Origin of the sequence: Mesorhizobium sp. M1403 (assembly GCF_040317695.1) — a bacterium.
Classification (GTDB): Bacteria; Pseudomonadota; Alphaproteobacteria; order Rhizobiales; family Rhizobiaceae; genus Mesorhizobium.
This window is the reverse complement of sequence record NZ_JAMYKY010000010.1, coordinates 158684-184197: the sequence shown is the minus strand read 5'-3', so window position 1 is coordinate 184197 and position 25514 is coordinate 158684. Positions and strand designations below refer to the sequence as shown.

25 protein-coding genes are annotated in these 25514 nt (G+C 64.2%); 14 read left to right on the top strand and 11 right to left on the bottom strand.

The annotated features are described in order from the left end of the window. The first annotated feature begins 240 nt into the window (after nt 1-240). Nucleotides 241-495 carry a hypothetical protein gene (locus NKH01_RS18475; protein ID WP_352641517.1) on the top strand — a complete coding sequence of 85 codons (255 nt, stop codon included), beginning with the start codon at nt 241-243 and terminating at the stop codon, nt 493-495. Nucleotides 496-499: 4 nt separating this feature from the next. Here the strand turns inward: NKH01_RS18475 and NKH01_RS18470 are convergent, their stop codons facing one another. Then, entirely contained in the window at nt 500-1135 is a 636-nt protein-coding gene (locus NKH01_RS18470) for a DNA-3-methyladenine glycosylase I (protein ID WP_352641514.1), read from the bottom strand. A 222-nt stretch (nt 1136-1357) separates the two neighbouring features. On the opposite strand from NKH01_RS18470, the gene NKH01_RS18465 reads away from it, so the two are divergent. Together NKH01_RS18465 and NKH01_RS18460 are read left to right on the top strand one after the other, a co-directional pair. Then, the gene (locus NKH01_RS18465) at nt 1358-2092 is read left to right on the top strand and encodes a L,D-transpeptidase (RefSeq protein WP_352641512.1); all 735 of its coding nucleotides are present in this window, start codon (nt 1358-1360) and stop codon (nt 2090-2092) included. A 274-nt stretch (nt 2093-2366) separates the two neighbouring features. Next, nucleotides 2367-3287, top strand: coding sequence for a bifunctional 5,10-methylenetetrahydrofolate dehydrogenase/5,10-methenyltetrahydrofolate cyclohydrolase (locus NKH01_RS18460; protein WP_023716475.1), 921 nt, complete (start codon nt 2367-2369; stop codon nt 3285-3287). A 12-nt stretch (nt 3288-3299) separates the two neighbouring features. On the opposite strand, the gene glcF is transcribed toward NKH01_RS18460, so the two are convergent. The 5 genes from glcF to NKH01_RS18435 form a co-directional block, all read right to left on the bottom strand. Next, nucleotides 3300-4631 carry a glycolate oxidase subunit GlcF gene (gene glcF, locus NKH01_RS18455; RefSeq protein ID WP_353021557.1) on the bottom strand — a complete coding sequence of 444 codons (1332 nt, stop codon included), beginning with the start codon at nt 4629-4631 and terminating at the stop codon, nt 3300-3302. Nucleotides 4632-4693: 62 nt separating this feature from the next. Beyond that, on the bottom strand, nt 4694-5083 hold the full coding sequence (locus NKH01_RS18450) for a DUF4870 family protein (protein WP_352493850.1): 390 nt from the start codon (nt 5081-5083) through the stop codon (nt 4694-4696). After that, a complete protein-coding gene (locus NKH01_RS18445; protein WP_353021555.1) occupies nt 5080-6336 on the bottom strand; it encodes an FAD-binding protein in 1257 nt (418 codons plus the stop codon). The genes NKH01_RS18450 and NKH01_RS18445 overlap by 4 nt, the downstream gene beginning before the upstream one ends. 223 nt (nt 6337-6559) lie before the next feature. Further along, nucleotides 6560-8056, bottom strand: coding sequence for an FAD-linked oxidase C-terminal domain-containing protein (locus NKH01_RS18440; RefSeq protein WP_353021554.1), 1497 nt, complete (start codon nt 8054-8056; stop codon nt 6560-6562). A 138-nt stretch (nt 8057-8194) separates the two neighbouring features. Next, nucleotides 8195-9478 carry a DUF3422 family protein gene (locus NKH01_RS18435; protein ID WP_023716470.1) on the bottom strand — a complete coding sequence of 428 codons (1284 nt, stop codon included), beginning with the start codon at nt 9476-9478 and terminating at the stop codon, nt 8195-8197. A gap of 364 nt (nt 9479-9842) precedes the next feature. Here NKH01_RS18435 and NKH01_RS18430 point away from each other — a divergent pair, with 364 nt between their 5' ends. From NKH01_RS18430 to NKH01_RS18420, 3 genes are read left to right on the top strand one after another with little or no spacing between them, the layout of a single operon-like run. Beyond that, a complete protein-coding gene (locus tag NKH01_RS18430) occupies nt 9843-10646 on the top strand; it encodes a FadR/GntR family transcriptional regulator (RefSeq protein WP_353021551.1) in 804 nt (267 codons plus the stop codon). 55 nt (nt 10647-10701) lie between these two features. Then, nucleotides 10702-11838, top strand: a complete 1137-nt coding sequence (locus NKH01_RS18425; protein ID WP_023716468.1) for an alpha-hydroxy acid oxidase — start codon at nt 10702-10704, stop codon at nt 11836-11838. A gap of 38 nt (nt 11839-11876) precedes the next feature. Next, complete coding sequence (locus tag NKH01_RS18420; protein ID WP_352494024.1) at nt 11877-12647, top strand: metallophosphoesterase family protein; 771 nt, start codon at nt 11877-11879, stop codon at nt 12645-12647. A 28-nt stretch (nt 12648-12675) separates the two neighbouring features. Here the strand turns inward: NKH01_RS18420 and NKH01_RS18415 are convergent, their stop codons facing one another. Both NKH01_RS18415 and NKH01_RS18410 read right to left on the bottom strand, forming a co-directional pair. After that, nucleotides 12676-12816 carry a hypothetical protein gene (locus NKH01_RS18415; protein ID WP_023716466.1) on the bottom strand — a complete coding sequence of 47 codons (141 nt, stop codon included), beginning with the start codon at nt 12814-12816 and terminating at the stop codon, nt 12676-12678. Nucleotides 12817-13107: 291 nt separating this feature from the next. Continuing rightward, the gene (locus tag NKH01_RS18410) at nt 13108-13806 is read right to left on the bottom strand and encodes a type 1 glutamine amidotransferase (protein WP_353021550.1); all 699 of its coding nucleotides are present in this window, start codon (nt 13804-13806) and stop codon (nt 13108-13110) included. 74 nt (nt 13807-13880) lie between these two features. Here NKH01_RS18410 and NKH01_RS18405 point away from each other — a divergent pair, with 74 nt between their 5' ends. From NKH01_RS18405 to NKH01_RS18390, 4 genes are all read left to right on the top strand, one after another. Next, complete coding sequence (locus tag NKH01_RS18405; protein ID WP_353021548.1) at nt 13881-14543, top strand: hypothetical protein; 663 nt, start codon at nt 13881-13883, stop codon at nt 14541-14543. A 32-nt stretch (nt 14544-14575) separates the two neighbouring features. Beyond that, a complete protein-coding gene (locus tag NKH01_RS18400) occupies nt 14576-15310 on the top strand; it encodes a 16S rRNA (uracil(1498)-N(3))-methyltransferase (RefSeq protein WP_353021563.1) in 735 nt (244 codons plus the stop codon). A gap of 204 nt (nt 15311-15514) precedes the next feature. After that, a complete protein-coding gene (locus NKH01_RS18395; protein ID WP_352791181.1) occupies nt 15515-16888 on the top strand; it encodes a glutamate--cysteine ligase in 1374 nt (457 codons plus the stop codon). A 102-nt stretch (nt 16889-16990) separates the two neighbouring features. Further along, the gene (locus tag NKH01_RS18390) at nt 16991-18067 is read left to right on the top strand and encodes a DUF937 domain-containing protein (protein WP_353021546.1); all 1077 of its coding nucleotides are present in this window, start codon (nt 16991-16993) and stop codon (nt 18065-18067) included. 176 nt (nt 18068-18243) lie between these two features. Here NKH01_RS18390 and NKH01_RS18385 read toward each other — a convergent pair whose 3' ends face one another. After that, nucleotides 18244-18534, bottom strand: coding sequence for a DUF1127 domain-containing protein (locus NKH01_RS18385; protein ID WP_023716459.1), 291 nt, complete (start codon nt 18532-18534; stop codon nt 18244-18246). A gap of 178 nt (nt 18535-18712) precedes the next feature. On the opposite strand from NKH01_RS18385, the gene NKH01_RS18380 reads away from it, so the two are divergent. Continuing rightward, a complete protein-coding gene (locus NKH01_RS18380) occupies nt 18713-19669 on the top strand; it encodes a LysR substrate-binding domain-containing protein (protein WP_023716458.1) in 957 nt (318 codons plus the stop codon). A gap of 59 nt (nt 19670-19728) precedes the next feature. On the opposite strand, the gene NKH01_RS18375 is transcribed toward NKH01_RS18380, so the two are convergent. Beyond that, nucleotides 19729-21156: an MFS transporter gene (locus tag NKH01_RS18375; protein WP_353021544.1), complete on the bottom strand. Its 1428-nt coding sequence runs from the start codon at nt 21154-21156 to the stop codon at nt 19729-19731. Nucleotides 21157-21278: 122 nt separating this feature from the next. Between NKH01_RS18375 and NKH01_RS18370 the strand changes: the two genes are divergently transcribed. The 3 genes from NKH01_RS18370 (at nt 21279) to NKH01_RS18360 (ending at nt 24964) form a co-directional block, all read left to right on the top strand. Beyond that, the gene (locus NKH01_RS18370) at nt 21279-22190 is read left to right on the top strand and encodes a LysR substrate-binding domain-containing protein (protein ID WP_353021562.1); all 912 of its coding nucleotides are present in this window, start codon (nt 21279-21281) and stop codon (nt 22188-22190) included. A 73-nt stretch (nt 22191-22263) separates the two neighbouring features. Further along, entirely contained in the window at nt 22264-23829 is a 1566-nt protein-coding gene (gene xseA, locus NKH01_RS18365; protein ID WP_353021542.1) for an exodeoxyribonuclease VII large subunit, read from the top strand. Between the two features lie 7 nt (nt 23830-23836). Next, entirely contained in the window at nt 23837-24964 is a 1128-nt protein-coding gene (locus tag NKH01_RS18360) for a DmpA family aminopeptidase (protein WP_353021539.1), read from the top strand. 61 nt (nt 24965-25025) lie between these two features. Here NKH01_RS18360 and NKH01_RS18355 read toward each other — a convergent pair whose 3' ends face one another. Continuing rightward, on the bottom strand, nt 25026-25280 hold the full coding sequence (locus tag NKH01_RS18355; RefSeq protein WP_023719384.1) for a DUF768 domain-containing protein: 255 nt from the start codon (nt 25278-25280) through the stop codon (nt 25026-25028). Between the last annotated feature and the right edge of the window lie 234 nt (nt 25281-25514).

The following is a 25514-nucleotide window of genomic DNA, read 5'->3' as shown; positions in this document are numbered from 1 at the left end:
TGCCGCCCACAAGCTTGGTGCCTAGAAAAGCCTCCGCCAAGCTCAACTGGCCCGTCTGCTTCACTGCCATCGCGATTCCCTCAGACCGTCCACCTCAGAGAATCACAATCAGCGAATTACGCAACAGGCCCACAAGGGGAGAAGGCAAGAAAAAGAAGCTGAAACAATTGCGCCATGCGCGCGGCATCGTGCCGACACAATCCGGGCCGATAAGCGCGCCGAAACAAGGGGTTCGGGGCCATGGCCACGCTACAGAAGTTCGACATTATCGATAGCGGCGCACGCGACGCCCCGGTCCGGCTGCGGCCGGCCGATGGTTATGCGCCAAAAACGACGAAGCAAATCGCCGGACCGTTCGAGATCGCGGCGCAACAGCGCAGCGGGCCGACCATGCGCGACGTGCTGATGACCGGCCTGCTGGTGATCTATCCGGTGTTCGCCGCGCTGGCGGCCATCCTGGCCGGGTTTTTCCTGGCCGGCGCCGGCGGCGCCTGAGCCGCTATTTCGGCCGTTTGAACGCTTTCCGCTCCGCCTCGACCGGTTCCCGGCAGACGCAGCCCTCGAGATGGTCGTTGACCAGCCCCATCGCCTGCATGAAAGCGTAGACGGTGGTCGGGCCGACAAAGCTCCAGCCGCGCTTCTTCAGCTCCTTCGAAATGCGGACTGAGACGGCCGTCGTCGGATTGGCGCGCAGATGGGCGAGGTCGACGATCTCGGGGCGCTCGTGCGGGCCGGGTTCGAATTTCCAGAACCAGGCGGCCAGCGAGCCGGCCTCGTCGATGATCTCGCGGGCGCGTTTGGCGTTGTTGATGGTCGAGACGATCTTGCCGCGATGGCGGATGATGCCGGCATTGCCGAGCAGGCGCTCGACATCCTGGTCGGTGAAGGCAGCGATCTTGTCGACATCGAAGCCGGCGAAGGCCTCGCGGAAATTGTCGCGCTTGCGCAAGATGGTCAGCCAGGACAGGCCCGACTGAAAGCCTTCGAGGCAGATCTTTTCGAACAGCCGGCGATCGTCGGCGACCGGCCGGCCCCATTCGTGGTCGTGGTAGTGCAGGTAATCCGGCAGATTGCCGTGCCAGAAGCAGCGCGCGATGCCGTCGGGACCAGCAAGCAGACCTGTCTTTTCATCCATGGCGGAATTCCGTTCGTGTCTTGGCGTTAGCGCGATTTGGCGCCGCCTTTACCGCGGCTTTACCAGATTCCTGAACCGGGCGGTAACCACACCAAAAGCTTTACTGACAGATCGGCATTTTACGCATTCCGATTCATGTTTCGGTTGCCGCTTCGCGCCCAATGTCGCGGAAATCGGGGAGGCTTTGCGCCCCGGCATGTTCGACGATCAAGGTGCGATCCGATGAAGATATTCTTGTTCCCACTGTTCGGCGCCGCGGCCGTGCTTGCCGCTGGTGCCGCCAATGCCAACGACCGCTATGCCGAGAGGCCGCCGGTGGTGGTCAGCCCCGACCTTTCAGCGCCCTGGGTGCTGCAGCTCGGCCATGCGCCGGGCATCGTGCGGCAGAGCCGGCAAGAAGCGCAGCCGCTACGGCGCTACCGGCGCCAGGCCGAACCGGATCAATTGCGCACCGCAGCGGTGCAGGCGCCGGCCAAGCGCATGGTGATGCGGCCGCAGATCGATCCCGTCTATTTGCCGCAGGAAGTCGCCTATGACGGCCCGCAGAAGCCGGGCACGATCGTCATCGATACGAGAGAGAATTTCCTCTATCTGGTCGAGAAGAACGGCAAGGCGCGGCGCTATGGCGTCGGCACCGGCAAGCCGGGCTTCGAATGGTCCGGCACCCACAAGATCACCAACAAGCGGGTCTGGCCGGACTGGCGGCCGCCGGCGGTGATGATCGCCCGCGAAGCCGCCAAGGGCCGTTATCTGCCGACCTATCTCGCCGGCGGCATGGAAAACCCGCTCGGCGCGCGCGCGCTCTATCTCGGCTCGACCGAATACCGCATCCACGGCACCAACCAGCCCTGGACCATCGGCGGCGCGGTGTCGTCGGGCTGCATCCGCATGCGCAACGAGGATGTGGTCGATCTTTACGAACGCGTGAATATCGGAACAACGGTGGTGGTGATATAGTTGCCGCGACGAATCATCTGGTCTAGAAAGACATTAGCTTTGGCTTTCTGAGGCCAGATGAATAAACAACGGGGGACGGGCCGTGTGGGGATGCGGCCAGTCACGAAAGGGCAGCGCGGCAAGCCGTGCTGCCCTTTTTGTTTCCGCCAGCGAGAATTGACGAAGATTTCGCCGGCACGTCGCGCGACAGGCATAGCGGTTCGCTTTTCGCGCTGCCTTTTCGCCGTCCCTTTGCTATGTGGCAGCCAAAATTCCAGACAAAGGCCCTATCTCGATGTCCCTCTCCGATGACAGCCGCTATCTCAAGGGCGGCCCGGTTGCCCAACGCATCATCGCCAGCGTGCGCGAGGACGCGGCGATCGCCACCGCCGAAGGCTTTCCGCCCAAGCTGGTGTCGATCACCGTCGGCGACACAGCGGCGGTCGACATCTATGTCCGCAACCAGCGCGCCAAGGCGGGGCTGGCCGGAATCGGCTTCGAGGAGAGGCGCTTTCGCGCCGACATCACTGCCGGCGAACTCGAAGCTGCGATCCACGGCCTCAACGCCGACCCGCGCGTCACCGGCATCATCATCCAGCGACCGGTGCCGGTGCATATCCCGATCAAGACGCTGCAGGCGGCGGTGCATCCACTCAAGGACGTCGAGGGCATGCATCCGGCGTCGATCGGCAACATCGTCTACAACCAGCTCGACCTGGCGCCCTGCACTGCCGCTGCCTCGGTCGAACTGCTCAGGGAAACCGGCCTCGACCTCAAGGGGCTCGAAGTGGTGGTCGTCGGCCACTCCGAGATCGTCGGCAAGCCGATCGCCTTCCTTTTGATGAGCGAAGGCGCGACGGTAACCGTCTGCCATCACATGACACGCTCGGTGGCGGCACACGCACGCCGCGCCGACGCGCTGTTCGTGGCCGTCGGCAAGCCGCGGCTGATCAAGGCCGACATGGTCAAGCCGGGCGCCGCCGTGATTGATATCGGCATCAATTCGGAAATCGGACCGGACGGCGAAAGCCGCATCGTCGGCGACGTCGATGCCGAGAGCGTCAGGCACGTCGCGTCGTGGATCACGCCGGTGCCGGGCGGCGTCGGCCCGATCACCGTGGCGATCCTGCTGCGCAACACCATGGTGGCGCTCAGCCGCCAGCGCGCCCGCTACCAGGCCACCTACGGCACGGCGGACAGACTGGCGGCCGAGTAGGCGACTGGCGGATCACTCGGCCGCGACAACCACCCTGTCTTCGCGAACGCCTTCGGGCTTCGGCCCACCATAGGCCCAGTCGAGCAGCTTTATCGTATGCACCACCGGCAGCGTCGCGGCGGAGGCGATCTGGGTGATGCAGCCGATGTTGCCGGTGGCGACGATTTCAGCGCCGGTCGCCTCGATATTCCTGACCTTGCGGTCGCGCAGCGTCGCCGAAATCCCGGGCTGCAGGATGTTGTAGGTGCCGGCAGAACCGCAGCAGAGATGCCCTTCGCGCGGCTCGCGCACGACGAACCCGGCCCGGACCAGAAGCTCCTTCGGCTGGCGGGTGATCTTCTGGCCATGCTGCATCGAGCAGGCCGAGTGATAGGCGACGATAGTGCCCGGTCTACGCACCGGTTCCGGCAGGTCGAGACTCCCGAGATATTCGGTGATGTCCTTGGCCAGCGCCGACACGCGCGCCGCCTTGTCGGCGTAGGCAGGATCGAGGCGCAGCATGAAGCCATAATCCTTGATGGTGGTGCCGCAGCCGGATGCGGTGATGACGATGCCATCGAGCCCACCCTGCTCGATGGCGCGCGTCCAGGCGTCGACGTTCCGTCGGGCCGACGCCAAGGCAGCGTCCTCGCGTCCCATGTGATGCACCAGCGCGCCGCAGCAGCCCTCGCCCTCGGGCACGACGACCTCGACGCCAAGCCGGGTCAGCAGCGAAATCGCCGTATCGTTGATGCCGGGATCGAGCACGGATTGCGCGCAGCCGGTGAGGATGGCGACGCGGCCATTTTTCTTGCCGCCCTGCCCTGCATGGACGCCCGGCGAGGCCATCGGCGAGACTGCCGGGACCGACGCCGGTGCGAGCCCGAGCATGGCGCCCAGCGGCCTCAAGGCCTGGATTTTCTCGAACAGGCCGGCGAATGGCTGGCCGAGCTTCGCCAGCTTGAGCGCCGCGCGAAAGCGCGAGGGATAAGGCAGCACGAACGCCAGCATGGCGCGTGTCAGGCGATCGGCCAGCGGACGCTTGTAGGTCTGCTCGATATGGGCGCGGGCATGGTCGACCAGATGCATATAGTTGACGCCCGACGGGCAGGTGGTCATGCAGGCGAGGCAGGACAGGCAGCGGTCGATATGGGTGACGATCTCCTTGTCTGCGGGACGGCCGTTCTCCAGCATGTCCTTGATCAGGTAAATCCGGCCGCGCGGCGAATCCAGTTCGTTGCCGAGCGTCACATAAGTCGGGCAGGTGGCGGTGCAGAAGCCGCAATGCACGCATTTGCGCAGGATCTTTTCCGATTCCGCGACATGCGGATCGGCAAGCTGGGCAAGCGAGAAGGAGGTCTGCACGTAAACGAATCCTTACCGTTTGAGCATGATCTTTTCCCAAAACCGGTATCCGCTTTTTGGGATCATGCTCGTAGTCCGAGGAACCAGCTTTCCGGGTTCTTGACCGCCTCGCCGCGCTGCAGCGCCTGCAGGCCGAGAATGCAGCGGGCAATGAACCAGACGGCGACAGCGACCATCAGCACGACGCCGACGACCACGACCATCAGCAGCGCCGAGATCAGTGCATAGAGCAGGCCGATCCAGAAGGTGCGGATCAGGAATGCGTAATGGCTTTCGACGAAGCCGCCGGCCTTGCCGCGGTTGATATAGGCCAGGACGATGCCGACAATGCCGCTGACGCCGATAACGAGGCCGGCGAGATAGAGGATATAGATGACCAGCGCGTTGGTCGGACCGGGCTCCAGCCAGCGGTCGGTCTGGCGTGACGTACCGTTTTGGCCTGCATCGCTCATTGCGCTCCTCCCTCGGTTGCTGGGGCGAGAGTAGCAGAGCCTGCGCCCGGCGCCATACGCCCGGGATTGAGGATATTCTTCGGGTCGAATTCGGCCTTCAGCCGCGCCGACAGTGCTGCAAGAGGCGGCGCTTGCGGTTCGAACACGGGTATCGCCGCGCGATGCGCAGGGGTTGCGCGAGCCAGCGTGGCATGGCCGCCGCCATGCTTTCTGATCAGCCCGCGCAACAGGCCGGCCTCTGGATCGTCCTGCTGCATGCGCAGCCAGATCAGCCCGCCCTGCCAATCGTAGAAGGCATCGACCGCGGCCTGCATGCGCAGCGCCAGCACCATAAGGTGGCCCTGCGACGGCGCCATCGAGACGCGCCACACCGGCCTTTCGCTGCCATCGGCGAACGGCGCGCAATCGCGGATGTCACGCCAGACAGAATACGAGACCGAACCGGAAATCTCCTGCAGCGGACCGGCGTTTTTCAGCAGGTCTTTCAGCGCCGCGATGCGGTAGGCGACCGACGGGCCGAAACCCTCGATGCGCAGCAGCGTCGCCGCATCGCTGCCGAGACTGCCGCCGGCGACCCGCGCGGCGACCCGTTCAGGAAGATGGGCCGCACTCGACACCTCCGCGCTGGAACCCAGTGCCAGCGCCATGGCGGCGGTGGCATGATCGTCGAGCAGGCCACGGATGGCGAGCGTGACTTCGGTCTCGGCAGCAGGCAGCACCTTGAAGGTGACGTCGGTGAACACCGCCAGCGTGCCCCAGCTGTTGGCCATCAGCTTGGAGAGATCATAGCCGGTGACATTCTTGACGACGCGGCCGCCCGACTTGAAGGCCTCGCCGCGCCCGGAAACGGCCGCGATGCCAAGGATGTGATCGCGCGCAGCGCCGGCCTTCAGCCGGCGCGGGCCGGAAAGGTTCGCCGCCAGCACGCCGCCGATGGTGCCTCGTCCTGGTTCACCGCCGAGCAGCGGGCCGTAGTCCATCGGCTCGAAGGCCAGTTGCTGGCCGTTTTCGGCAAGCAGGCTTTCGATCGCGGCCAGCGGCGTGCCGGCTTTCGCCGACAGCACCAGTTCGGCCGGCTCATAGAGCGTGACGCCGGACAGGTTCGACAGGTCGAGCGTATGCTCGCTCTGCTGCGGCCGGCCGATGCCGCGCTTGGAACCATGGCCGAGGATCTCGAGCGGCCAGTCTTCCGCTGCGGCCCAGGCGATGGTGGAGAGGGTTTCCGCTGATGTGGTCGGGGTGAAGGTGGTCATGCGGCAGAACCACCAGTCGTAAATGACGAGAAGCCGCGATCCTTCCCACCCCCCTCTGTCCTGCCGGACATCTCCCCCGCAAGGGGGGAGATCGGATGTCGCTTAGGCTTTCGCCAACCATCAACGCTTGAAGGCGAGCAGGACGTTGAAGCAGCCAATCTCCCCCCTTGCGGGGGAGATGTCCGGCAGGACAGAGGGGGGTGTCCAAGCGCCAACATACCCCTCAAAACCTCGGAATGTCCGGAAACGCCGTCTGCCCGCGATGCACGTGCATCCTTCCGAGTTCGGCGCATCGCCTCAGCTGCGGAAACACCTTGCCTGGGTTGAGCAGGTGATTGGGGTCGAAGGCGCATTTGACGCGCATCTGCTGGTCGAGGTCGATCTGGTTGAACATTTCCGGCATCAGGTCGCGCTTCTCGACGCCGACCCCGTGCTCGCCGGTCAGCACGCCGCCGACCTTGACGCAGAGCCGCAATATGTCGGCGCCGAAACTCTCCGCCTTGTCGAGCTCGCCGGGCACATTGGCGTCGTAGAGGATCAGCGGATGCAGATTGCCGTCGCCGGCGTGGAAGACATTGGCGACGCCGAGCCCGTATTTCTCCGACAGTTCGCGCATGCCGGCGAGCACGCGCGGCAATTCCTTGCGCGGGATGGTGCCGTCCATGCAGTAATAGTCGGGCGAGATGCGGCCGACCGCCGGGAAGGCTGCCTTGCGGCCGGCCCAGAAACTCAGCCGCTCCTGCTCCGATTGCGAAATGCGGCATGTGGTCGAGCCGTTCCTATAGGCAATGGCTTCGACGAGGCCGATCAGATGGTCGACCTCGACACCCGGGCCATCCAGTTCGACGATCAGCAGCGCCTCGACATCCAGGGGATAGCCGGCGTGGACGAAATCCTCGGCGGCGTGAATGGCCGGGCGGTCCATCATCTCCATGCCGCCCGGGATAATGCCGGCGCCGATGATGTCGGCGACACATTGGCCGGCCTGCTCGCTGGTCGGGAAGCCGATCAGCAGGGCACGCGCCGTCTCCGGCTTCTTCAGGATGCGGACGGTGACCTCGGTGACGACACCGAGCAATCCTTCGGAGCCGGTCATCACGCCGAGCAGGTCATAGCCCTCCGCGTCGAGATGGCCGCCGCCGAGGCGCACCACCTCGCCATTCATCAGCACCATCTCGATACCGAGCACATTATTGGCGGTGAGGCCGTATTTCAGGCAATGCACGCCGCCGGAATTTTCCGCGACATTGCCGCCGATCGAGCAGGCGATCTGGGAGGATGGATCGGGGGCGTAGTAGAAGCCCTCCTGCTCGACGGCGGTGGTGATGCCGAGATTGGTGACGCCGGGCTGAGCAACGACGATGCGGTTCTGAAAATCGATCTCGAGGATGCGGTTGAAGCGGCTCATCACCAGCAGCACCGCGTCTTCCAGCGGCAGCGCGCCGCCGGAGAGCGAGGTGCCGGAGCCGCGCGGCACGACGCGGATATTGCGGTCACTGCAATATTTCAGCACGCGCGAGACCTGCGCCACGGTTTGCGGCAGCACCACGACCAGCGGCAATTGCCGGTAGGCGGTGAGCCCATCGCTCTCGAAGGCGCGCATCGCATTGGCTGCGTCGACGACGCCCTCGCCCGGCACGATGATGCGCATATCGGCGACGATCTCATCGCGCCGGCGCAGCGTGGCGTCGTCTGGTTTCGGCATCGCAAGACCGGACATCGACAGCCTCCTTCGACCGACTGGTAAAAATCTTTTACCAGCGGCGGCTATCGGTTGCAAATGCCGCTTTGGCCGGGATCGCGGGCCTATGGCCGGGACAGCCTTTCGCAGCGGCAATCTGCCGCTGCGCGCCCCACACTACTCGCCCGGCTGCTTGCCCGGTTCGGAGTGCATGCGGCGGACACGGCGCACGCCCCACCAGACGAGCAGGACGGCGAGCGGCACCGAGGCGGCGGTGACCATTTCCGGCGCAAAGGCATGGCCGAAGATCGAGGCGCCCTTGGCGACGTAGCCGATGAGGCCGACGACATAGTAGGAAACGGCGGCGACCGACAGCCCTTCCACCGTCTGCTGCAGGCGCAATTGCAGGCGGGCGCGATTGTTCATCGATGCCAAGAGATCGCGGTTCTGCTTCTCGACCTCGACGTCGACCCAGGTGCGCAGCAGCGTGGTGGCACGGGTCAGCTTGCGCGACAGATTGGCCTGGCGCTCCTCGACCGAACGGCAGGTGCGCATGGCCGGCGCGACGCGCCGCTGCAGGAACCCGCCCCAGGTGTCGTAGCCGGGCACGGCTTCTTCCTCGAGCGCCTCCAGCCGCTCGCCGACGATGCCGTCATAGGCACGGCTGGCGCCGAACCGGTAGAGGCTGGAGGCGGCATCCGCCTCCAGTTCGGCGGCAAGTTCGGTCAGGTCGGCCAGCAAGGTCTGGCTGTCGCGGGTTTCGGCGACCTTCATTTCCAGCGTGGTCTGGGCCAGCCTGTCCTCGATGCGGCGGGCACGCCCCGAAAGCATCAGCGCCAGCGGCAGCCCAAGCATGGCCAGCGTGCGGTAGGTCTCGATATCGATCAGCCGCTGCGACAGCGCCCCGGTGCGCGCCGGTGTCAGCCCGCGATCGAGCACCAGCATGCGGGTCAAGCCGTCGCCATCCTGGCGAAAATCGGTGACGATGGCCGCGTTGCCGCGCTCGACCAGCGAATAGCACAGGCTGGTCGGGTCGAAGCCGGCGATCAGCCGCTCGTTCGCCGGTGTCCATTTGCGGATTTCGAGCCTGATGCCGGAAATCACCGTGCCCGGCGGCGAAAACCCGTTGCCGAAGGGGGTATCTTCTTGCCCCCTGCCGTTTTCGGCGAGCGGCCCTTCCCAGAGATAGGTCGAGAACTCCGTGTGCCGTTCCCAGCGCAGCGAGCCCTTGCCCCACTTCATCGCGTGATGGCGGGCATGGCGGTCGGGCGCGGCAATACCAAGGCGCTGCGACAGTTCCGAAAGCACTGCCAGATCGACGCTCGAGCCGCCTTCGGTCATGAAGGAAAGCTGCACCAGCACGCGCGGCTTTTCGACCAGCGGATGCGGTCGGGCGTGGACCTCGCCGAGCGCGCCGGGCCGACCTTCATGCGCCGGAAAGCCCATGACGCTGCCGCCCATGGCTTTGGCGCGCAGCTGGAATTCGAGATTGGACGGGTCGGCGTCTGGCACGGCTGGTCCCCCGGGCTTCTCTGAGCCCTTTGGCAATGATGTCCCTCTAGAGCGGTTTTATCGTTTCACGGAAACGCCGAACCGCTCTATCCCTTTGATTTTGCGCAATTCCGGACGGAAAACCGTTTCACACTTTTCCTGGAATTGCTCTAGAGGCAATCGCCAAGGGACGCAAACAGCCAGTTTAGCAGAAGGTGATATGAAGCCGCGGCTGTGAAACCGACCCGGCCGGGCGAATTGGATAAATAATTTGACCAGTTGGCGACGCTGGTTTTATCTTGCGCGACATCGGTTCAACCCCCAGGCACCCCGTTTGAGCGACATTTTCTCCCGGATCGAGCATTCGCGCACCGCCGACGAGGTGGTGCAGCAGATCGAGAGCCTGATCCTCGAAGGCGTGCTGCGCACCGGCGACCGGCTGCCGGGCGAGCGCGAGCTGGCGCGCCAGTTCGAGGTGTCGCGGCCGATCCTGCGCGATGCCTTGAAAGCCTTGGAAGGGCGCGGGCTATTGACGACACGGCCAGGCGGCGGCACCCATGTCGCCGACGTCATCGGCCAGCTGTTCACGAAGCCGGTGGCCGACCTGATCTCGATGCATCGCAAGGCGGTGACCGACTATCTGGAGTACCGCCGCGAGATCGAGGCGGTGGCGGCGGAATATGCGGCGCGGCGCGCCACATCGGACGATCTGGCGCTGCTCGACCGCATCATGGCACGGATGGACGAGGCGCACCGGACCGGCAATTTCGACGACGAGGCGGAAATCGACGTTGAGTTCCATCACGCGATCTGCGAATGCGCGCACAACATCATCCTGCTGCACACGCTGCGCTCCTGTTATCGGCTGCTGTCGGAAGGCGTGTTCCAGAACCGGCGGCTGGTGTTCAGCGTGCCGGGTGCGCGCGAGGCACTGCTTTCGCAGCACCGGGCAATCTACACCGCGGTCAAGGCCGGCGATCCGGCCGCGGCGCGGCAGGCGGCGATGGACCACATCTCCTATGTCGAACGGTCGATGGCCGAGGCCGAGCGCAGCGGCGACTGGCAGCGCGTGTCGCGGCTGAGGCTCAGGCAGCGCTCCGAGCCCGGTGACGGTGAGCCGGCAAGAAAACAGCCGTAGGCCGCGGCCAGAAAATTCAACGACGAACCAGCGAAGAACCAGCGGAAAAAGATCCATGAGCAGCATCCTCACCATCGCCGACCTCAAGGACCTGGCGCGCCGCCGTGTGCCGAAGATGTTCTTCGACTACGCCGATTCCGGCGCCTGGACCGAAAGCACCTACCGGGCCAACGAAGAGGATTTCCAGAAGATCAAGTTCCGCCAGCGCGTGCTGGTCGACATGGACAACCGCTCGCTGGAATCGACCATGATCGGCGAGAAGGTGGCGATGCCGGTGGCGCTGGCGCCGACCGGCATGACCGGCATGCAGCATCCGGACGGCGAGATGCTGGCGGCACAGGCGGCGGAGGAATTCGGCGTGCCGTTCACGCTGTCGACGATGAGCATCTGCTCGATCGAGGATGTCGCGTCGGTGACCAGGAAGCCGTTCTGGTTCCAGCTGTATGTGCTGCGCGACAAGGATTTCGTCTTCGATTTGATCGACCGGGCAAAGGCGGCGAAATGCTCGGCGCTGGTGCTGACGCTCGATCTGCAGATCCTCGGCCAGCGCCACAAGGATATCCGCAACGGGCTTTCGGCACCGCCGCGAATGACGCCGAAGCACCTCTGGCAGATGGCGACCAGGCCGCGCTGGTGCGTCGGCATGGCCGGCACCAAGCGCCGGAGCTTCCGCAACATCGTCGGCCACGCCAAGGGCGTCGGCGACCTCGCCTCGCTTTCGTCGTGGACGAAGGAGCAGTTCGATCCGCATCTGTCGTGGAAGGACGTCGCCTGGATCAAGGAGCGCTGGGGCGGCAAGCTGATCCTGAAAGGCATTCTCGACAAGGAAGATGCGATGATGGCGGCCAGGTCGGGTGCCGATGCGATCATCGTTTCCAACCATGGCGGCCGCCAGCTCGACGGCGCCTCGTCATCGATCATGGCGCTCGAAGAGATCGCCGATGCCGTCGGCGACACGATCGAGGTGCATATGGACGGCGGCATCCGTTCCGGCCAGGACGTGCTCAAAGCACTGTGCCTCGGCGCCAAGGGCACCTACATCGGCCGACCCTTCCTGTACGGCCTCGGCGCACTCGGCAAGGAAGGGGTTACCAAGGCGCTGGAAATCATCCGCAAGGAGATGGACATAACGCTGGCACTGTGCGGAAAGCGTCTGGTCACCGACATGGGCAAGGATCAGCTTCGGCGCTAAAGTCCCGTGACGGCATGACCACGGAGGCGACGCAGGCATTGACGGAGCCCGGCATCAATTTTTACGAGGCGCGCGGACCGCAAGGCATGCGCCTTTATGCGATCGGCGATGTGCACGGCCGGCTCGACCTGCTGACCGCCATGCACCGGCGGATCGAGGCGGAGCTCGGTCAAAGGCCGTCGGCTGATTGGCGCGTGATCCATCTCGGCGACTATGTCGACCGCGGCCCGAACTCCAAAGGCGTCATCGATTTCCTGATCGACGCGCAAAAACGCGATCCGCGTCACCTGACGCTGGTCGGAAATCATGATCTCGGCTTCCTCGATTTTCTCGATGTCCCCGATCCGGACGGGCTGTTCATGCGCTATGGCGGCATCCAGACGGCGCTATCCTATGGCGTGTCGCTCGGTGGGAGCAGCGCCTGGTTTGGCCGCGCCGATGCGGCATTGCGGCAAGGCCACGCCGCATTGGTCGAGGCAGTGCCGCAGAACCATGTCGAGTTCCTGCGCTCGCTGCCCTTTTCAGTCACGTTCGGCGATTTCTTCTTCTGCCATGCCGGCATCCGGCCTGGCATTGCGCTGGAAAGCCAGAGCCGGCAGGACCTGATCTGGATCCGCGAGGTCTTCCACGATCACACCGGTCTTCATCCCAAGATCGTGGTGCACGGCCATACGCCGGTGCCCAAGCCCGAGATCACAGGCAACCGCGTCAATGTCGACACCCTCGCCTGGCAGTCGGGAAACCTCACCGCGCTCGTCGTGGACGGCGCGGACAAGCATATCCTGACAGTCACGGGTGAGCGGGCTTAGGGAAGGCGTGGGGTTATGAGCAGAGGGTCTAGCGAAGCGCGGCGGTGACGCCGTAGCCGTCGACGGCATTGTGGTTGTTGGCCGCGTCGGCGGAATAAATGCCGAGGCCGCACAAGACGATGGCCGACAACATGGCAAAGGACAAAAAGGCTGCTTTCACGGACGTCATCTCTTGTTGAGCTTCCTGCATCTATGCACGAGCGGGTTACCAATGCGTTGAAACGCAAAATACGTCGCAAATGTCTGACGGTTTCGCGCTTCTAGGCATGTTCTGTATCGGCGGTGTGTCGCGCGGGTCACAGGAAAGGTTCATCGCGGTTGCACGGAAGATGCAGAGCGGCGCCTTTTAGGCTGGCGGACTGACACAGGCCAAGGATGAAACGCGTTATCCCCGGCGGATTTGCCGCCGCGTGCCAAATATGCAACGTCGCCAAATAGGCAACGTTGGCTGTATGAGCCGTCAGATCGTCGCCACCCAGGCGCGGGCGATGGTCAGGCCGGCGGCATCGGCTTGCGGTCCGTTGCGGGCCATTTCATCGTCGAGCCGGCCAGCCCATTCCGGATGCCGCTCGGCGATCAGCGGTGCGAAGGAGGTGCTCCAGTCGCGAACCATCGGCCGGTCGGCCTCGAAATGGAACTGGAAGCCATAGACGGCGCGGCCGATGCGGAACGCCTGGTTCTCGGCGACGGCGTTGCCGGCCAGCCGCACGGCCCTCTCAGGCAAAACAAAGGTGTCGTCGTGCCATTCGAAGATCGGGAATTTTTCGGGCAAGGCGGCGAGCACCGGATCGGCGTTCGCGGCCGCGGTGAGCGCGACCTCGTGCCAGCCGAACTCCGAGGCACCGCCGATCTGGTTCTCGCCGCCAAAGGCGCGCGCGACCAACTGGCCGCCAAGGCAGATGCCGAGCACCGCGCGATCCCTCTCGGCAAAATCGCGCGTCAGGTCGAGCAGGCCCGGAAAATAAGGACAGAGCTCGTCGTCCAGTGCATTCTGGGCGCCGCCGAGCACCACCATGGCGTCATGCCCGCCGCTATCTTGCGGCAGCGCGTCGCCGCGATAGGGCCGGCGCAGGTCGATATCGGCGCCGGCCTCGACAAGCGCCGCGCCGATCTGGCCAAGGCCCTCATTGTCGAAGTTCTGGACGACCAAGACCCGCATCGAAACCTGCTGACATGAAATAGATGCAGCGAGCGATATCATGGCGCCAGCATCGCAGCCAACAAGGAACGCCTATGCCACTGCAAAACCGGGTCGATCCGTTCGGCGCCATCCATGCCGTGCCGGAGCGCGGCCTGTTCATGGGCAATCGCGGCATCATTCACGACGCCGAGACGAGAACGCTGTTGAAGAAGCGCTGGGCGCTGCAAGCCTGGATCATCTGCGTCTGCGAATTCCGCAATGTGCGGCGCGAGCCGATGGGGCGCAACCGGCAAAGCGACGACCAATTGGGCGGCAAGGCCGGCTGGACCGAACTGTTTTTCCTCGACGAGGTGACGGCGCTGGCGGCCGGGCACCGGCCGTGCTTTTTCTGCCGGCGCGAGCGAGCCAGGGATTTTGTCCAGCGCTTCGGCGACGCCTTCGGCATTGCCGAGCCGCGCGCGCCGCAACTCGACAAGCGCCTGCACAAGGAGCGCTTGGCATCGGGCGGACCGGCGCCGAGACCGGAACCGGAGGCGCTTGCGGACTTGCCGGACGGCACGATGATCTCGTCAGGAAACAGGGCGTACGCCCTGTTTGACGGCGCCGCGCTGTCCTGGAGTTTCGGCGGCTATCGCGAACCGGTGGGGTTCGGCGGTTTTACCGACGGTCCAATCCACATGCTCACGCCGGCGACAACTGTTTCGGTGCTGCAGCAAGGCTACGAGCCTGTCTGGCATCCTTCCGCCGAGGCTTGACGCCGAGGGTGACGTTGCCGCATTCCTCGGCGATGCGCGCCAATTACAAGATGCAGCGGCTGTTCGTGCCGGACGAGCTTGGACCGGATACCGAGTTCGAGGTCGGCCCGCAGCAGAGCCATTATCTCTCGCATGTGCTGCGGCTCGGCGAAGGCGCCGAGGTTCTGGTGTTCAACGGCCGCGACGGCGAATGGTCGGCGGCGATCGCCGCGAAATCGAAGAAGGCGTTGCGCCTGAAGGTGATGGCGCTGCAGCGGCCGCAGCCGCCACTGCCCGATCTCGTCTATTGCTTCGCGCCGCTGAAGCAAGGACGGCTCGACTACCTCGTGCAAAAGGCGGTGGAGATGGGCGCCGGCAGCCTGCAGCCGGTCATCACCCAGCATACGCAAGTGGCAAAACCCGGCATCGAGCGCCTGCGCGCCAATGTCGTCGAGGCGGCCGAACAATGCGGCATATTGGCGGTACCGGATGTGCGCGAAGCGGAAAAATTCGAGCGCCTGCTCGGCAACTGGGATCGTGAGCGGCGGTTGATCTTCTGCGACGAGGATGCCGCCACCAACAATCTCCTGCCGGCATTGCAGGCGGTGCGGGAGAACAAGCTCGCGCTGCTAGTCGGGCCGGAGGGCGGCTTTTCCGACGAGGAACGCAGGATGCTGAGAGCGCTGCCGTTCGTTACCGCCATTCCGCTCGGGCCGCGCATCCTGCGAGCGGATACGGCGGCGGTGGCGGCACTGGCGCTGATCCAGGCGACAATCGGCGATTGGTGATCAATTCCCGTTACCCTCTGGCTCAGGATTTTTCGCTTGATCGGCTACTGACATTTCGTCCATCTAGCGCCGGCGGTCGTCCGGCCGCTCTGCAGCGCAGCGCGTCCTTTCGGGCGCGCAAAGGACGCTGTAGCATATTGATTGGGCACATGATCCTTTCCGAAAATCGAAGCCGATTTTCGGGGTCATGTGCGGAGGGCTATTATGGCGCGCGATACTACCGATTTCCGGCCGATAGAAAGCGTCGACGAACTCGTCGAGCACCTGGCCGAAGGCAACAAGCCGCGCGACAAATGGCGGATCGGCACCGAGCACGAGAAATTCCCGTTCTATATCGACGGCAATGCGCCGGTGCCCTATGGCGGCGAGCGCGGCATCCGCGCCATCCTCGAAGGCATGCAGGACAAACTCGGCTGGGACCCGATCATGGATGCCGGCCGCATCATCGGCCTGGTCGAGCCGACCGGCCAGGGCGCGATCTCGCTGGAACCCGGCGGCCAGTTCGAGCTGTCCGGCGCGCCGCTGGAGACGATCCACCAGACCTGCCGCGAAGGCAATGCGCATCTGGCGCAGGTACGCGAGATCGCCGAACCGATGGGCATTCGTTTTCTCGGCCTTGGCGGCAGCCCGAAATGGTCGCTGGCCGAGACGCCGAAAATGCCGAAATCGCGCTACGAGATCATGACCCGCTACATGCCCAAGGTCGGTACCAAGGGCCTCGACATGATGTACCGGACCTGCACCATCCAGGTGAACCTCGACTTCGAGAGCGAAGCCGACATGCGCCGCAAGATGCAGGTGTCGCTGAAATTGCAGCCACTGTCGACGGCGCTGTTTGCCAACTCGCCCTTCACCGAAAGTCGGCCGAACGGCCTGCAGAGCTGGCGCGGCGAGATCTGGCGCGACACCGACAACCGGCGCTCCGGCCTGCTCGAATTCTGCTTCTCGCCCGATTTCGGCTTTGCCGATTATGTCGAATGGGCGCTCGACGTGCCGATGTATTTCGTCATCCGCGACGGCCAGTACCATGACATGACGCACATCACCTTCCGCCAGTTCATGGCAGGTGCTGCCCATAACGAACTGCCGGACGGGCTGCCGACGATGGGCGACTGGGCGAACCATCTGTCGACGCTGTTCCCGGACGTGCGGCTGAAGCGCTTTCTCGAAATGCGCGGCGCCGATGGCGGGCCGTGGCGGCGCATCTGCGCGCTGCCGGCCTTCTGGGTCGGGCTGCTCTACGATGCGGCTGCGCTCGACGCGGCCGAGGCGCTGACTTCGAGCTGGAGTTATGACGAAGTGCTGGCAATGCGCAACGCAGTGCCGGAACAGGGCATTTCAGCGCCCTTCCGCAACACGACGTTGCGCGAGATCGCCCGCGACGTGCTCGTCATCTCGCGCATGGGACTGAAGAACCGCGGCCGCAAGAACCGCGACGGCTATGACGAGACCTCGTTCCTCAACACGCTCGACGAGGTCGTCGCGCGCGGCACGACCAGCGCCGAAGAGATGCTGTCGGCCTACCACACACGCTGGGGCGGCTCGATCGAGCCGGTGTTCATGGAATACGCGTATTAACGCTTCGCTATCCGCATGAGCCACGGTCCGGCAAATTCGCTTCAATCAGTGATGGAAACGAACTAGGCTTCTCCAAACGAGGATTTGCCGGAGGAGAAAACAATGCCTTCCTTGTTCGATATTCTGGCACAGGCCCAGAACGGCAATGGCATGCAGGCGCTGGCCCAGCAGTTCGGGCTTTCGCAGCAGCAGACGCAGGCGGCGGTCGCGGCGCTGCTGCCGGCCTTTTCGCAGGGGCTGAAGCGCAACACAGCGGACCCTTATGGACTCGGCTCCTTCATGACGGCGATGGCCAGCGGCCAGCACGCCAAATATTTCGAGGATGCAAGCCGGGCCTTCTCGCCGCAGGGCCTCGATGAAGGCAACGGAATTCTGGGGCATTTGTTCGGCTCGAAGGATCTGTCACGCGCCGTCGCCAGCCAGGCCGCGCAGGCGAGCGGTGTCAGCCAGCGGGTGTTGCAGCAGATGCTGCCGGCAATTGCCTCGATGATGATGGGCGGGCTGTTCAAGCAGACCACCAACCAGTTAGGCGGGCAGATGCATGCGGCAGGGGGTGGGCCCGGCGGCGGCAATCCGCTCGGCGAGCTCATCGAGCAGATGATGCGGCAGGCGGGCGGCGGCAGCCAGGCGCCGGCCCCTCAGCCTGCAGGCCCGGCGGACAATCCGCTCGGCAAGGTCCTGCAGGATATGTTCGGCGGCGCACAGCAGCCGCAACAGACGCAGAGCCCTTACGGCGACAACCCGCTCGGCAAGCTGTTGCAGGACATGTTCGGCGGCGGGCAGCAGCCGCAAACCCAGCCGCAGCAGACACAGAACCCTTATGGCGACAATCCACTCGGCAAGGTGCTGCAGGACATGTTCGGCGGCGGCGCGCAACAGCCGCAGCAGCCGCAGAACCAGCCCCAGCAGACACAGAACCCTTATGGTGACAATCCGCTCGGCAAAGTACTGCAGGACATGTTCGGCGGTGGTGCGCAACAACCGCAGCCGCAGGCGCGTCAGGCGCCCCAGCAGCCCCAGGCGCCGCAGCCGCAGGCCAATCCGAGCGGCAGGCCGAGAAATCCGTTCGACGACCTGTTCGGCAAGATGTTCGAGACGGGTGCCCAGCAGCGCGACGACTACCAGAAAGGCATGGAGTCGATCTTCGACCAGTTCAAGCAGGGTATGGGCCGGCGGTAGACTAGACACCGGCATCCAATCATCAGTGCCGCCCAAAAAAGAAAGCCCGGTCCTGGGAGGACCGGGCAGCGCGCAGGCTGGCCGGGGGGATCCGGCAGGGAGTGGGGAGCCTGCGTAACTTGGTGGCTTCGTGCCTCAAAAAGGTTCAATGCGACCAAAATCGCGAATTTGTGCGATCAGGCCACCTTGCGGGCAATATCCTCGATCGTTTCGGCGCGCTCGACCGCGATGACGCGAAGCCTCTCGGTCGGATCGCGGCCAAAGGGCACACCGACAGCGACGTGCAGGTCGGCGCGGGTCAGGCCGATGTCGGCGAGCTCGGCATCCGACATCTCGCCGAGGCGATAAAAGGCGCGACGGTTTTTCCAGGCGCGGTAAACATTGGCAGCGGCATTGGCCACGCGCGTCGCAACGGCCGGACGCGAGGTGATGCGCGAGGTCTCGGTAGCGAAATCAAACGTAGCCATGTCGGTCTCCTTCACATTCGAACGAGCGAAACCAGTCGATCGGGCGCTGGCGACAGCGGCCGTTCCGGCTTCGATTCACATGCCTTCATGTGGACAGTCGGAATTTGCCACGGCGCGATTGATTAATCCAACGAATGTTTCTAATCTTTAGCATCAACATCAATGATGGATTAGACCGATGAAAGCGCCGCTCGATCTCGATCAGTTGCAGACCTTCATCTCGATTGTCGACACCGGCAGCTTTACCCGCGCGGCGGAAGCCGTGCATCGCACCCAGTCTGCGGTGTCGATGCAGATGCGGCGGCTCGAAGAGCGGATCGGCAAGCCGCTGTTCGAAAAAGACGGCCGCACCAACCGGCTGACCGAGGAAGGCGACAGACTGCTCTCCTACGCAAGGCGGCTGCTCTATCTCAACAAGGAAACACTGGCCGCCTTCGACGACCGCCGGCTCGAAGGCACCATCCGCATCGGCACGCCGGACGACTATGCCGATCGCTTCCTGCCCGAGATCATGGCGCGGTTTGCCCGTTCCAACCCGCATGTCGAACTGACCGTTATCTGCGAACCGACGCCGGGACTGGTCGAACACATCAAGCGCGGCAATCTCGACCTGGCGCTGGTGACGCACAATGACGCGCGCGGCCAATCGGAAGTGGTGCGGCGCGAACCGCTGCTGTGGGTTACCTCGGCCAATCATGCGACGCATGAGCAGCCGATCCTGCCGATGGCCTTCGGCCGGCCGAACTGCATCTGGCGGCGGGCCGCCGCCGACGTGCTCGACCAGCAGAACCGCGACTACCGCATCCTGTTCACCAGCTTCTCGGCCACCGTTATCGCCGCGGCGGTGCTTTCCGGCCTGGCGATCTCGGTGCTGCCGGAATGCGCGCTGCGGCCCGGCATGCGGGTGCTGGGCGAGGCCGACGGTTTCGGCGCCCTGCCCGATTGCCGCATCGGCATCATGCGCGGCCAGACCTCGCGGCCGGAGATCGTCGACGCGCTCGCCCGCCATATTTCGGAAAGCCTCGACAATATTTCCGTGCCGCTCGGCGAGGAGACCGGCACGTTCGATTTCGCCGCCCTCGCCTTCGCGAAGATGAAGCGGACCAAGCCGAACCAGATCCTGCCGGGCTGGTAGGGCTTCGTGTCTCATAGCGCCATGGGGCCTGCCACCGCGGAGCCGATGCAAGTTAGGGCTCAATGACGACGGAAATTCAGTGCGACGAGGATCATCGCCGCGGTACCGGCAGCGGCGAGATAGACGGCCATCCGCACACCCTCAGCGGTAGCGACGCGCAGCGCTTCTCCTGTCAAACCGCCGGTGCCGGCGTTTGCAACGGCTACCAGGACAGCCAGCCCCACCGCGCTACCGACCTGCTGACCCGTGGATGCAATGCCTGAGGCGATGCCTTGCTCATGCGCGGCAACGCCCTTGGCTGCGGCTGCGAACATTGTTGGAAAGGTGATGCCGCCGCCGAGGCTGAAGACAATCAGTCCGGGGACCAGGTCGGCATAAGTGCTGTCCGCCGACATGGCCATGCCCAGGCCCGCCGTACCAATCGCGCCGATCGCAAGGCTGACGACGAGCGTGTTTCGTGTACCCAGACGGGTCGCCATCCGACCGCTCAGCGCATTGCCCGACAAGACGGCCAACCTCGGGGCCATGAAGGCGAAACCAGTCTGCAGAACGCCGAAGCCCTGCACTGTCTGGAAGTAGAAAGACAGGAAATAGAGCAAAGAACCGAACGTGGCGGTGAACAGGAATGTGGTGACGACGCCGGTGCTGAGGTTGCGGTTGGCCAGCAGCCGCAGCGGCAGCAACGGGTCGCGGCTATGCGCCTCTATGGCCACGAAGAGCGCCAGCAACAGGATCCCAACGGCAGCGCTGACCAGAATACCCTGTGAGGCCCAGCCGTACTCTGGACCCTGGACGAGCGTGAAAACGAGCAGGGTGGTACCGACCGTCGCCGTCAATGCGCCCGGCAGATCGAACTTGCCGCCTGACTGGTACCCGCTGTCTCCTAGAATCACCGGAAAGGCCGCCACGATCGCGATGCCGGCCAAAGGCACGTTGACGAAGAACACCGCCTCCCAGCCGAATGCCTGGGTCAGCACGCCGCCAAGCAACGAGCCCAGAACCATGCCCCCGGCACCAGAGCCGGCCCATACGGACAAAGCGATATTGCGTTCGCGACCTTCGCTGAAGGTGGTGTTGACCAGCGACAGGGTGGCCGGGAAAAGAAAAGCGCCGCCCAAGCCCTGCACGGCGCGCGCGGCAATCAGGATCTGAGGCGAAGTGGCGAAACCGCCGACCAGCGAAGACACTGCGTAGAGGACAAGCCCGAAAACGAACATTCGCCGCCGCCCAAGCAGGTCGGATGCCCTGCCTCCAAGCAAGAGGAAGCCGCCAAACGCAACCGCATACGCACCCACGACCCATTGCAGGGTCTGCGCCGAGAAGCCGAGGCCCAGGCCGATCTCGGGCAAAGCGACAAAAACGATATTGTAGTCGATCGAAATAATAAGCTGGGCAAAAGCCAGCAATGTCAAAACCAGACCAAACCGTGGTCGGGCCGATACGTCAGCCACGCTCGAGTGGTGGCTCATATTCAACTGGTCGGTCATGCCTATTCCTTTTCCAAATGGAGCCCAGCACCTGCTGATCAGCGCGGCAATTGGCAAGGCAATATCTGGACGAAACAGCCAAAATGGTATAGAATTGGAAGTATCGTCCTCTATTGGCAACGATGTGCGACTGTGCTGGATCTAACGATCTTTATTATTTTGCGAAGGTGGTCGAGAAACAGAGCTTCACTGCCGCAAGCCACGCGCTTGGACGATCAAAGTCCAACATCAGCCGGCGCATCATCGAGCTCGAGAAGCAGCTGGGCGTCTGTCTTATCCAGCGAACCTCCCGCAGCTTCGCCGTCACTGATATCGGCCAGGAGGTCTATCAGTTTGCTGTGGGAATGCTGGTCGAGGCGGAATCGGCCGAAGGCGCCGCGGCGCGACGACTGGCCGAGCCCAGCGGTACGGTCCGCTTCACCTGCTCGATCGGCATGGCGCAGTCGTTCCTGGCGGAATTGCTACCCCGGTTCCTTTTAAAGTTTCCCCAGGTAAACATCATCCAGCACGCGACCAACAGGTATGTGGATCTTGTCGACGAGGGGTTTGACCTTGCACTTCGCGGCCATGTCGAGCCGCTGCCCGATTCCAGCCTGATCCAGCGTCGGTTCGCGCCGACGCCCTGGCATCTTTTCGCCGCACCCATCTATCTTGCCGGCGCAGGCATACTGACAAGCCCACAGGACCTTGCCGGCCATGGCGGCCTGGCATTGAACGGGCCGACCGGCGGGGCGGTCTGGAATCTGCGCAACACCGGCGGCGAGACTGTGCTGATGCCGTTCACGGCGCGCTTGCGCAGCGACGATCTGGGAACACTGAAACAGGCTGCCATCGCGGGCCTGGGGATCGTGGCGCTGCCGGCCTATTTCTGCCAGGCCGAAACAGGCAATGGCATATTGCAACGCATCCTGCCGCAATGGACGGCGGGAGAGGCTGGGATCACTTTGCTGTCGCCTTCGGGGCGCAGCCTGTTGCCGGCAGTTCGAGCGTTCAGCGATTATCTGGCTGCCGAATTTTTGGCCGTAGCGAGATGATGGGATCGCGTTATGACACGCGGCCGGATACAGGCGCCTTGACGGCGGCCAACAACCGTCCCCCAATCGGCCGATGAGCGACACAGCATCCGAATCACGCACCAACGCCACCGAGTATACGGTGAGCGAGATTTCCGGCGCGCTGAAGCGCACGGTCGAGGACGTCTTCGGCAATGTACGGGTGCGCGGCGAGATTTCCGGCTATCGCGGGCCGCATTCCTCCGGCCATGCCTATTTCTGCCTGAAGGACGATCGCGCGCGGCTCGACGCCGTGGTGTGGAAGACCACGATGAGCCGGCTGAAATTCCGTCCAGAGGAAGGCATGGAGGTGATCGCCACCGGCAGGCTGACCACCTATCCCGGAAAGTCCAACTACCAGATCGTCATCGACAATCTTGAGCCGGCCGGTGCCGGCGCGCTGATGGCGCTGCTGGAAGAGCGCAAGCGCCGGCTGCAGGCCGAAGGCCTGTTCGACGCCGGCCGCAAGCGCCTGCTGCCCTTCATGCCGCGCGTCATCGGCGTCGTCACCTCGCCGACAGGCGCCGTCATCCGCGACATCATCCACCGCATCAAGGACCGCTTTCCGCTGCATGTGCTCGTCTGGCCGGTGCGGGTGCAGGGCGAAATGGCGGGAGCGGAGGTGACCGCTGCCGTCAACGGCTTCAACGCACTGCCATCGGACGGCGCCATCCCGCGGCCCGACCTGTTGATCGTGGCACGCGGCGGCGGCAGCCTGGAGGATCTGTGGGGCTTCAACGACGAAGCGCTCGCCCGGGCCGTCGCCGCTTCGGCCATTCCGTTGATTTCCGCGGTCGGCCACGAGACCGACTGGACGCTGGTCGATCTGGCGGCGGATGTGCGAGCGCCGACGCCGACGGGCGCCGCCGAAATCGCCGTGCCGGTCAAGGTCGACCTCGAAGCGACGCTTGCCGGCCTCAGCGCGCGGTTGAAGACCGCGGTGTCGCGCAATTTCGAACGCAAGCGGCAGGCGGCGCGCGCGGCCGCCCGTGCGCTGCCCTCGCCCGACCAGTTGCTGGCGCTGCCGCGGCGGCGCTTCGACGAGGCGACGAGCCGGCTTGGCCGGGCGCTGTCGGTCAGCGTCGAGCGCAAGCGGGCCAGGCTTCTGGGGCAGCGGCTGACGCCGGCCACCTTGTCGCGGCGCATGAACGAAGCCCGCACGCTGACCCGCCGCGACCTCGCCCGTGCGCAAGCGGCGTTCCTTGCCATCGTGCGCGAGCGTCGGGCGCGGTTTTCGCGCACGGCGGCCAGACTGTCACCGGCGCCGATCGCGAGGCGGCAGAAACTGCAAGGCGATGCCCTGCTGGCCCTGACGCGACGGCAGGACCACGCGATTTCGAGACGACTGGACCGTCTGCGTGGAAAACTGACGCAGGCCGATCGGTTGCTGGCGACGCTCTCGCACAAGGCCGTGCTGGCGCGGGGCTTCGCACTGGTCAAGGATGTGGACGGCGCGGTGGTCAAGCATGCGGCGGACGTGGTGTCGGGAATGGCGCTTTCGCTGGAGTTCGCCGACGGCACCGCGGATGCAGTCGCCATCACTGGCACGGCGCGGCCGAAGACGGTTGCCAAGCCCGCGGCCAAGCTCAAGGCGCCGGGCGGCCAAGGTTCGCTTTTCTGAGGAAGAAATGACCGACCCTCATCTTGCGACGCCCTCGGGCAAACCGCGCGCCCGCGCCTTCGTGATCCCATTCGATGGCACGCCGGGCCGCTTCAACGCCATCACCGATGTGCCTGGCGTGACGGTCGGCTATACCACGCTGATCTCAGGGGACGGGCCGCTCGTTGTCGGCAAGGGTCCGGTACGCACCGGCGTGACCGCGATCCTGCCACGGCCCAGGGGCGAACTGGCCGTACCGGCGTTCGCCGGCGTGTTCAGCGCCAATGGCAATGGCGAACTGACCGGCTCGCATCTGATAGAGGAACTCGGAGCGTTCAATCTTCCCATCACCATCACCAACACGCATTCCTGCGGCGTCAGCCGCGACGCAACGCTGCGCTGGATGCAGAAGGTGCTGCCGCAATCGCTCGACAGCGCCTGGGCACTGCCGGTAGCGGGCGAGACTTATGACGGCTTTCTAAACGACATCAACGGCCACCATGTGAGCTTCGAGCATGTATTTTCGGCGCTCGAGACGGCTGAAAGCGGGCCGATCGAAGAGGGCAGCGTCGGCGGCGGCACCGGCATGATCACCTTTGGCTTCAAGGCGGGATCGGGCACATCCTCGCGCAGCGTCGACTGGAACGGAGAGCGTTTCACGATCGGCTGCTTCGTCCAGTCGAATTTCGGTGCGCGGCGGAACCTTGTCGTGCGTGGCGTCAGGGCCGGAGCGGAACTCGCCGAACCGGCGATCCGGGACAACACGCCGCGAGCGGAAAAGAGCTCGATCATCGCGATCGTCGCCACCGATGCGCCATTCATGCCGCATCAGTTGAAAAGACTGGCGAAACGCGTGCCGCTCGGCGTCGCGCTGACCGGCGGCTATGGATACAATTCATCCGGCGATATTTTTCTCGCCGTCAGCACGGCCAATGCCGATGCGGCGCGCGGCGCCGCCGGCAAGCTGGTCAGCGCCGGCTACATACCGGATGCCGACATCAACCCGTTCTTCGACGCCGTCGTTCAGAGCGTGGAGGAAGCCATCCTCAACGCGCTGGTCGCCAATGATGACATGACCGGGCGCGACGGCAATTTCGTGCCGGCGTTGCCGAAAGCATGGCTCGAGGCGAGATTTGGCAAGGCTGCGCGGCGATAAGACCGCGCAACTGCATCAGACAGGCAATAATCGCCCGGCAGGTTTTGCCGGGGGCGATCCGTCAGCCGGCAGGCTTGTTGGAATTCTGCTCGTCCTGATCGGCCTCGGCCGCCTCTTCGAGCCTCGAAGCAATGAGCTCCTGAATGTCGCCGACCTCTTCCTGGATATCCTCCAGGGGTATGCCGGCTTCGGCAGCTTTGGCCGCACATTCCCTGGCGAGGGTCTCGGCCTGCTTCTCGATTCTGGCTGGCGAGGGCTGGCAATGGACTTTTTCGCCAATCCACCCGCGCAAGAACTCGATCGCGTGTTCACTCATACTGCTGTTTCCCTAGCGGCTATGCCGATTGGTAATCATAAACGTCGGCATCTTCGAAAAGATGCGTGCTGCCATTCGAGCCGAGTCGGCTTCGCCCGGCAAGCCGAACTTGTCCGAGGTCCACAGAGCTGAAGGGAATGGTGGGTTCAAGGAGCACGTTCTGGTTCTTGAGGACTGATTCTCTCGACGAAACTCGTTTGACCCGCGCTATTGTTTCTATTTGCTTTTTTTCGG

Bases quoted from the DNA above. Each gene is read 5' to 3' on its own strand.
- NKH01_RS18475 (WP_352641517.1), top strand. From the start codon at position 241: ATGGCCACGCTACAGAAGTTCGACATTATCGATAGCGGCGCACGCGAC.
- NKH01_RS18470 (WP_352641514.1), bottom strand. From the start codon at position 1,135: ATGGATGAAAAGACAGGTCTGCTTGCTGGTCCCGACGGCATCGCGCGC.
- NKH01_RS18465 (WP_352641512.1), top strand. From the start codon at position 1,358: ATGAAGATATTCTTGTTCCCACTGTTCGGCGCCGCGGCCGTGCTTGCC.
- NKH01_RS18460 (WP_023716475.1), top strand. From the start codon at position 2,367: ATGTCCCTCTCCGATGACAGCCGCTATCTCAAGGGCGGCCCGGTTGCC.
- NKH01_RS18450 (WP_352493850.1), bottom strand. From the start codon at position 5,083: ATGAGCGATGCAGGCCAAAACGGTACGTCACGCCAGACCGACCGCTGG.
- NKH01_RS18445 (WP_353021555.1), bottom strand. From the start codon at position 6,336: ATGACCACCTTCACCCCGACCACATCAGCGGAAACCCTCTCCACCATC.
- NKH01_RS18440 (WP_353021554.1), bottom strand. From the start codon at position 8,056: ATGTCCGGTCTTGCGATGCCGAAACCAGACGACGCCACGCTGCGCCGG.
- NKH01_RS18435 (WP_023716470.1), bottom strand. From the start codon at position 9,478: ATGGGCGGCAGCGTCATGGGCTTTCCGGCGCATGAAGGTCGGCCCGGC.
- NKH01_RS18425 (WP_023716468.1), top strand. From the start codon at position 10,702: ATGAGCAGCATCCTCACCATCGCCGACCTCAAGGACCTGGCGCGCCGC.
- NKH01_RS18415 (WP_023716466.1), bottom strand. From the start codon at position 12,816: ATGACGTCCGTGAAAGCAGCCTTTTTGTCCTTTGCCATGTTGTCGGCC.
- NKH01_RS18410 (WP_353021550.1), bottom strand. From the start codon at position 13,806: ATGCGGGTCTTGGTCGTCCAGAACTTCGACAATGAGGGCCTTGGCCAG.
- NKH01_RS18405 (WP_353021548.1), top strand. From the start codon at position 13,881: ATGCCACTGCAAAACCGGGTCGATCCGTTCGGCGCCATCCATGCCGTG.
- NKH01_RS18400 (WP_353021563.1), top strand. From the start codon at position 14,576: ATGCGCGCCAATTACAAGATGCAGCGGCTGTTCGTGCCGGACGAGCTT.
- NKH01_RS18395 (WP_352791181.1), top strand. From the start codon at position 15,515: ATGGCGCGCGATACTACCGATTTCCGGCCGATAGAAAGCGTCGACGAA.
- NKH01_RS18390 (WP_353021546.1), top strand. From the start codon at position 16,991: ATGCCTTCCTTGTTCGATATTCTGGCACAGGCCCAGAACGGCAATGGC.
- NKH01_RS18385 (WP_023716459.1), bottom strand. From the start codon at position 18,534: ATGGCTACGTTTGATTTCGCTACCGAGACCTCGCGCATCACCTCGCGT.
- NKH01_RS18380 (WP_023716458.1), top strand. From the start codon at position 18,713: ATGAAAGCGCCGCTCGATCTCGATCAGTTGCAGACCTTCATCTCGATT.
- NKH01_RS18375 (WP_353021544.1), bottom strand. From the start codon at position 21,156: ATGACCGACCAGTTGAATATGAGCCACCACTCGAGCGTGGCTGACGTA.
- NKH01_RS18370 (WP_353021562.1), top strand. From the start codon at position 21,279: ATGTGCGACTGTGCTGGATCTAACGATCTTTATTATTTTGCGAAGGTG.
- xseA (WP_353021542.1), top strand. From the start codon at position 22,264: ATGAGCGACACAGCATCCGAATCACGCACCAACGCCACCGAGTATACG.
- NKH01_RS18360 (WP_353021539.1), top strand. From the start codon at position 23,837: ATGACCGACCCTCATCTTGCGACGCCCTCGGGCAAACCGCGCGCCCGC.
- NKH01_RS18355 (WP_023719384.1), bottom strand. From the start codon at position 25,280: ATGAGTGAACACGCGATCGAGTTCTTGCGCGGGTGGATTGGCGAAAAA.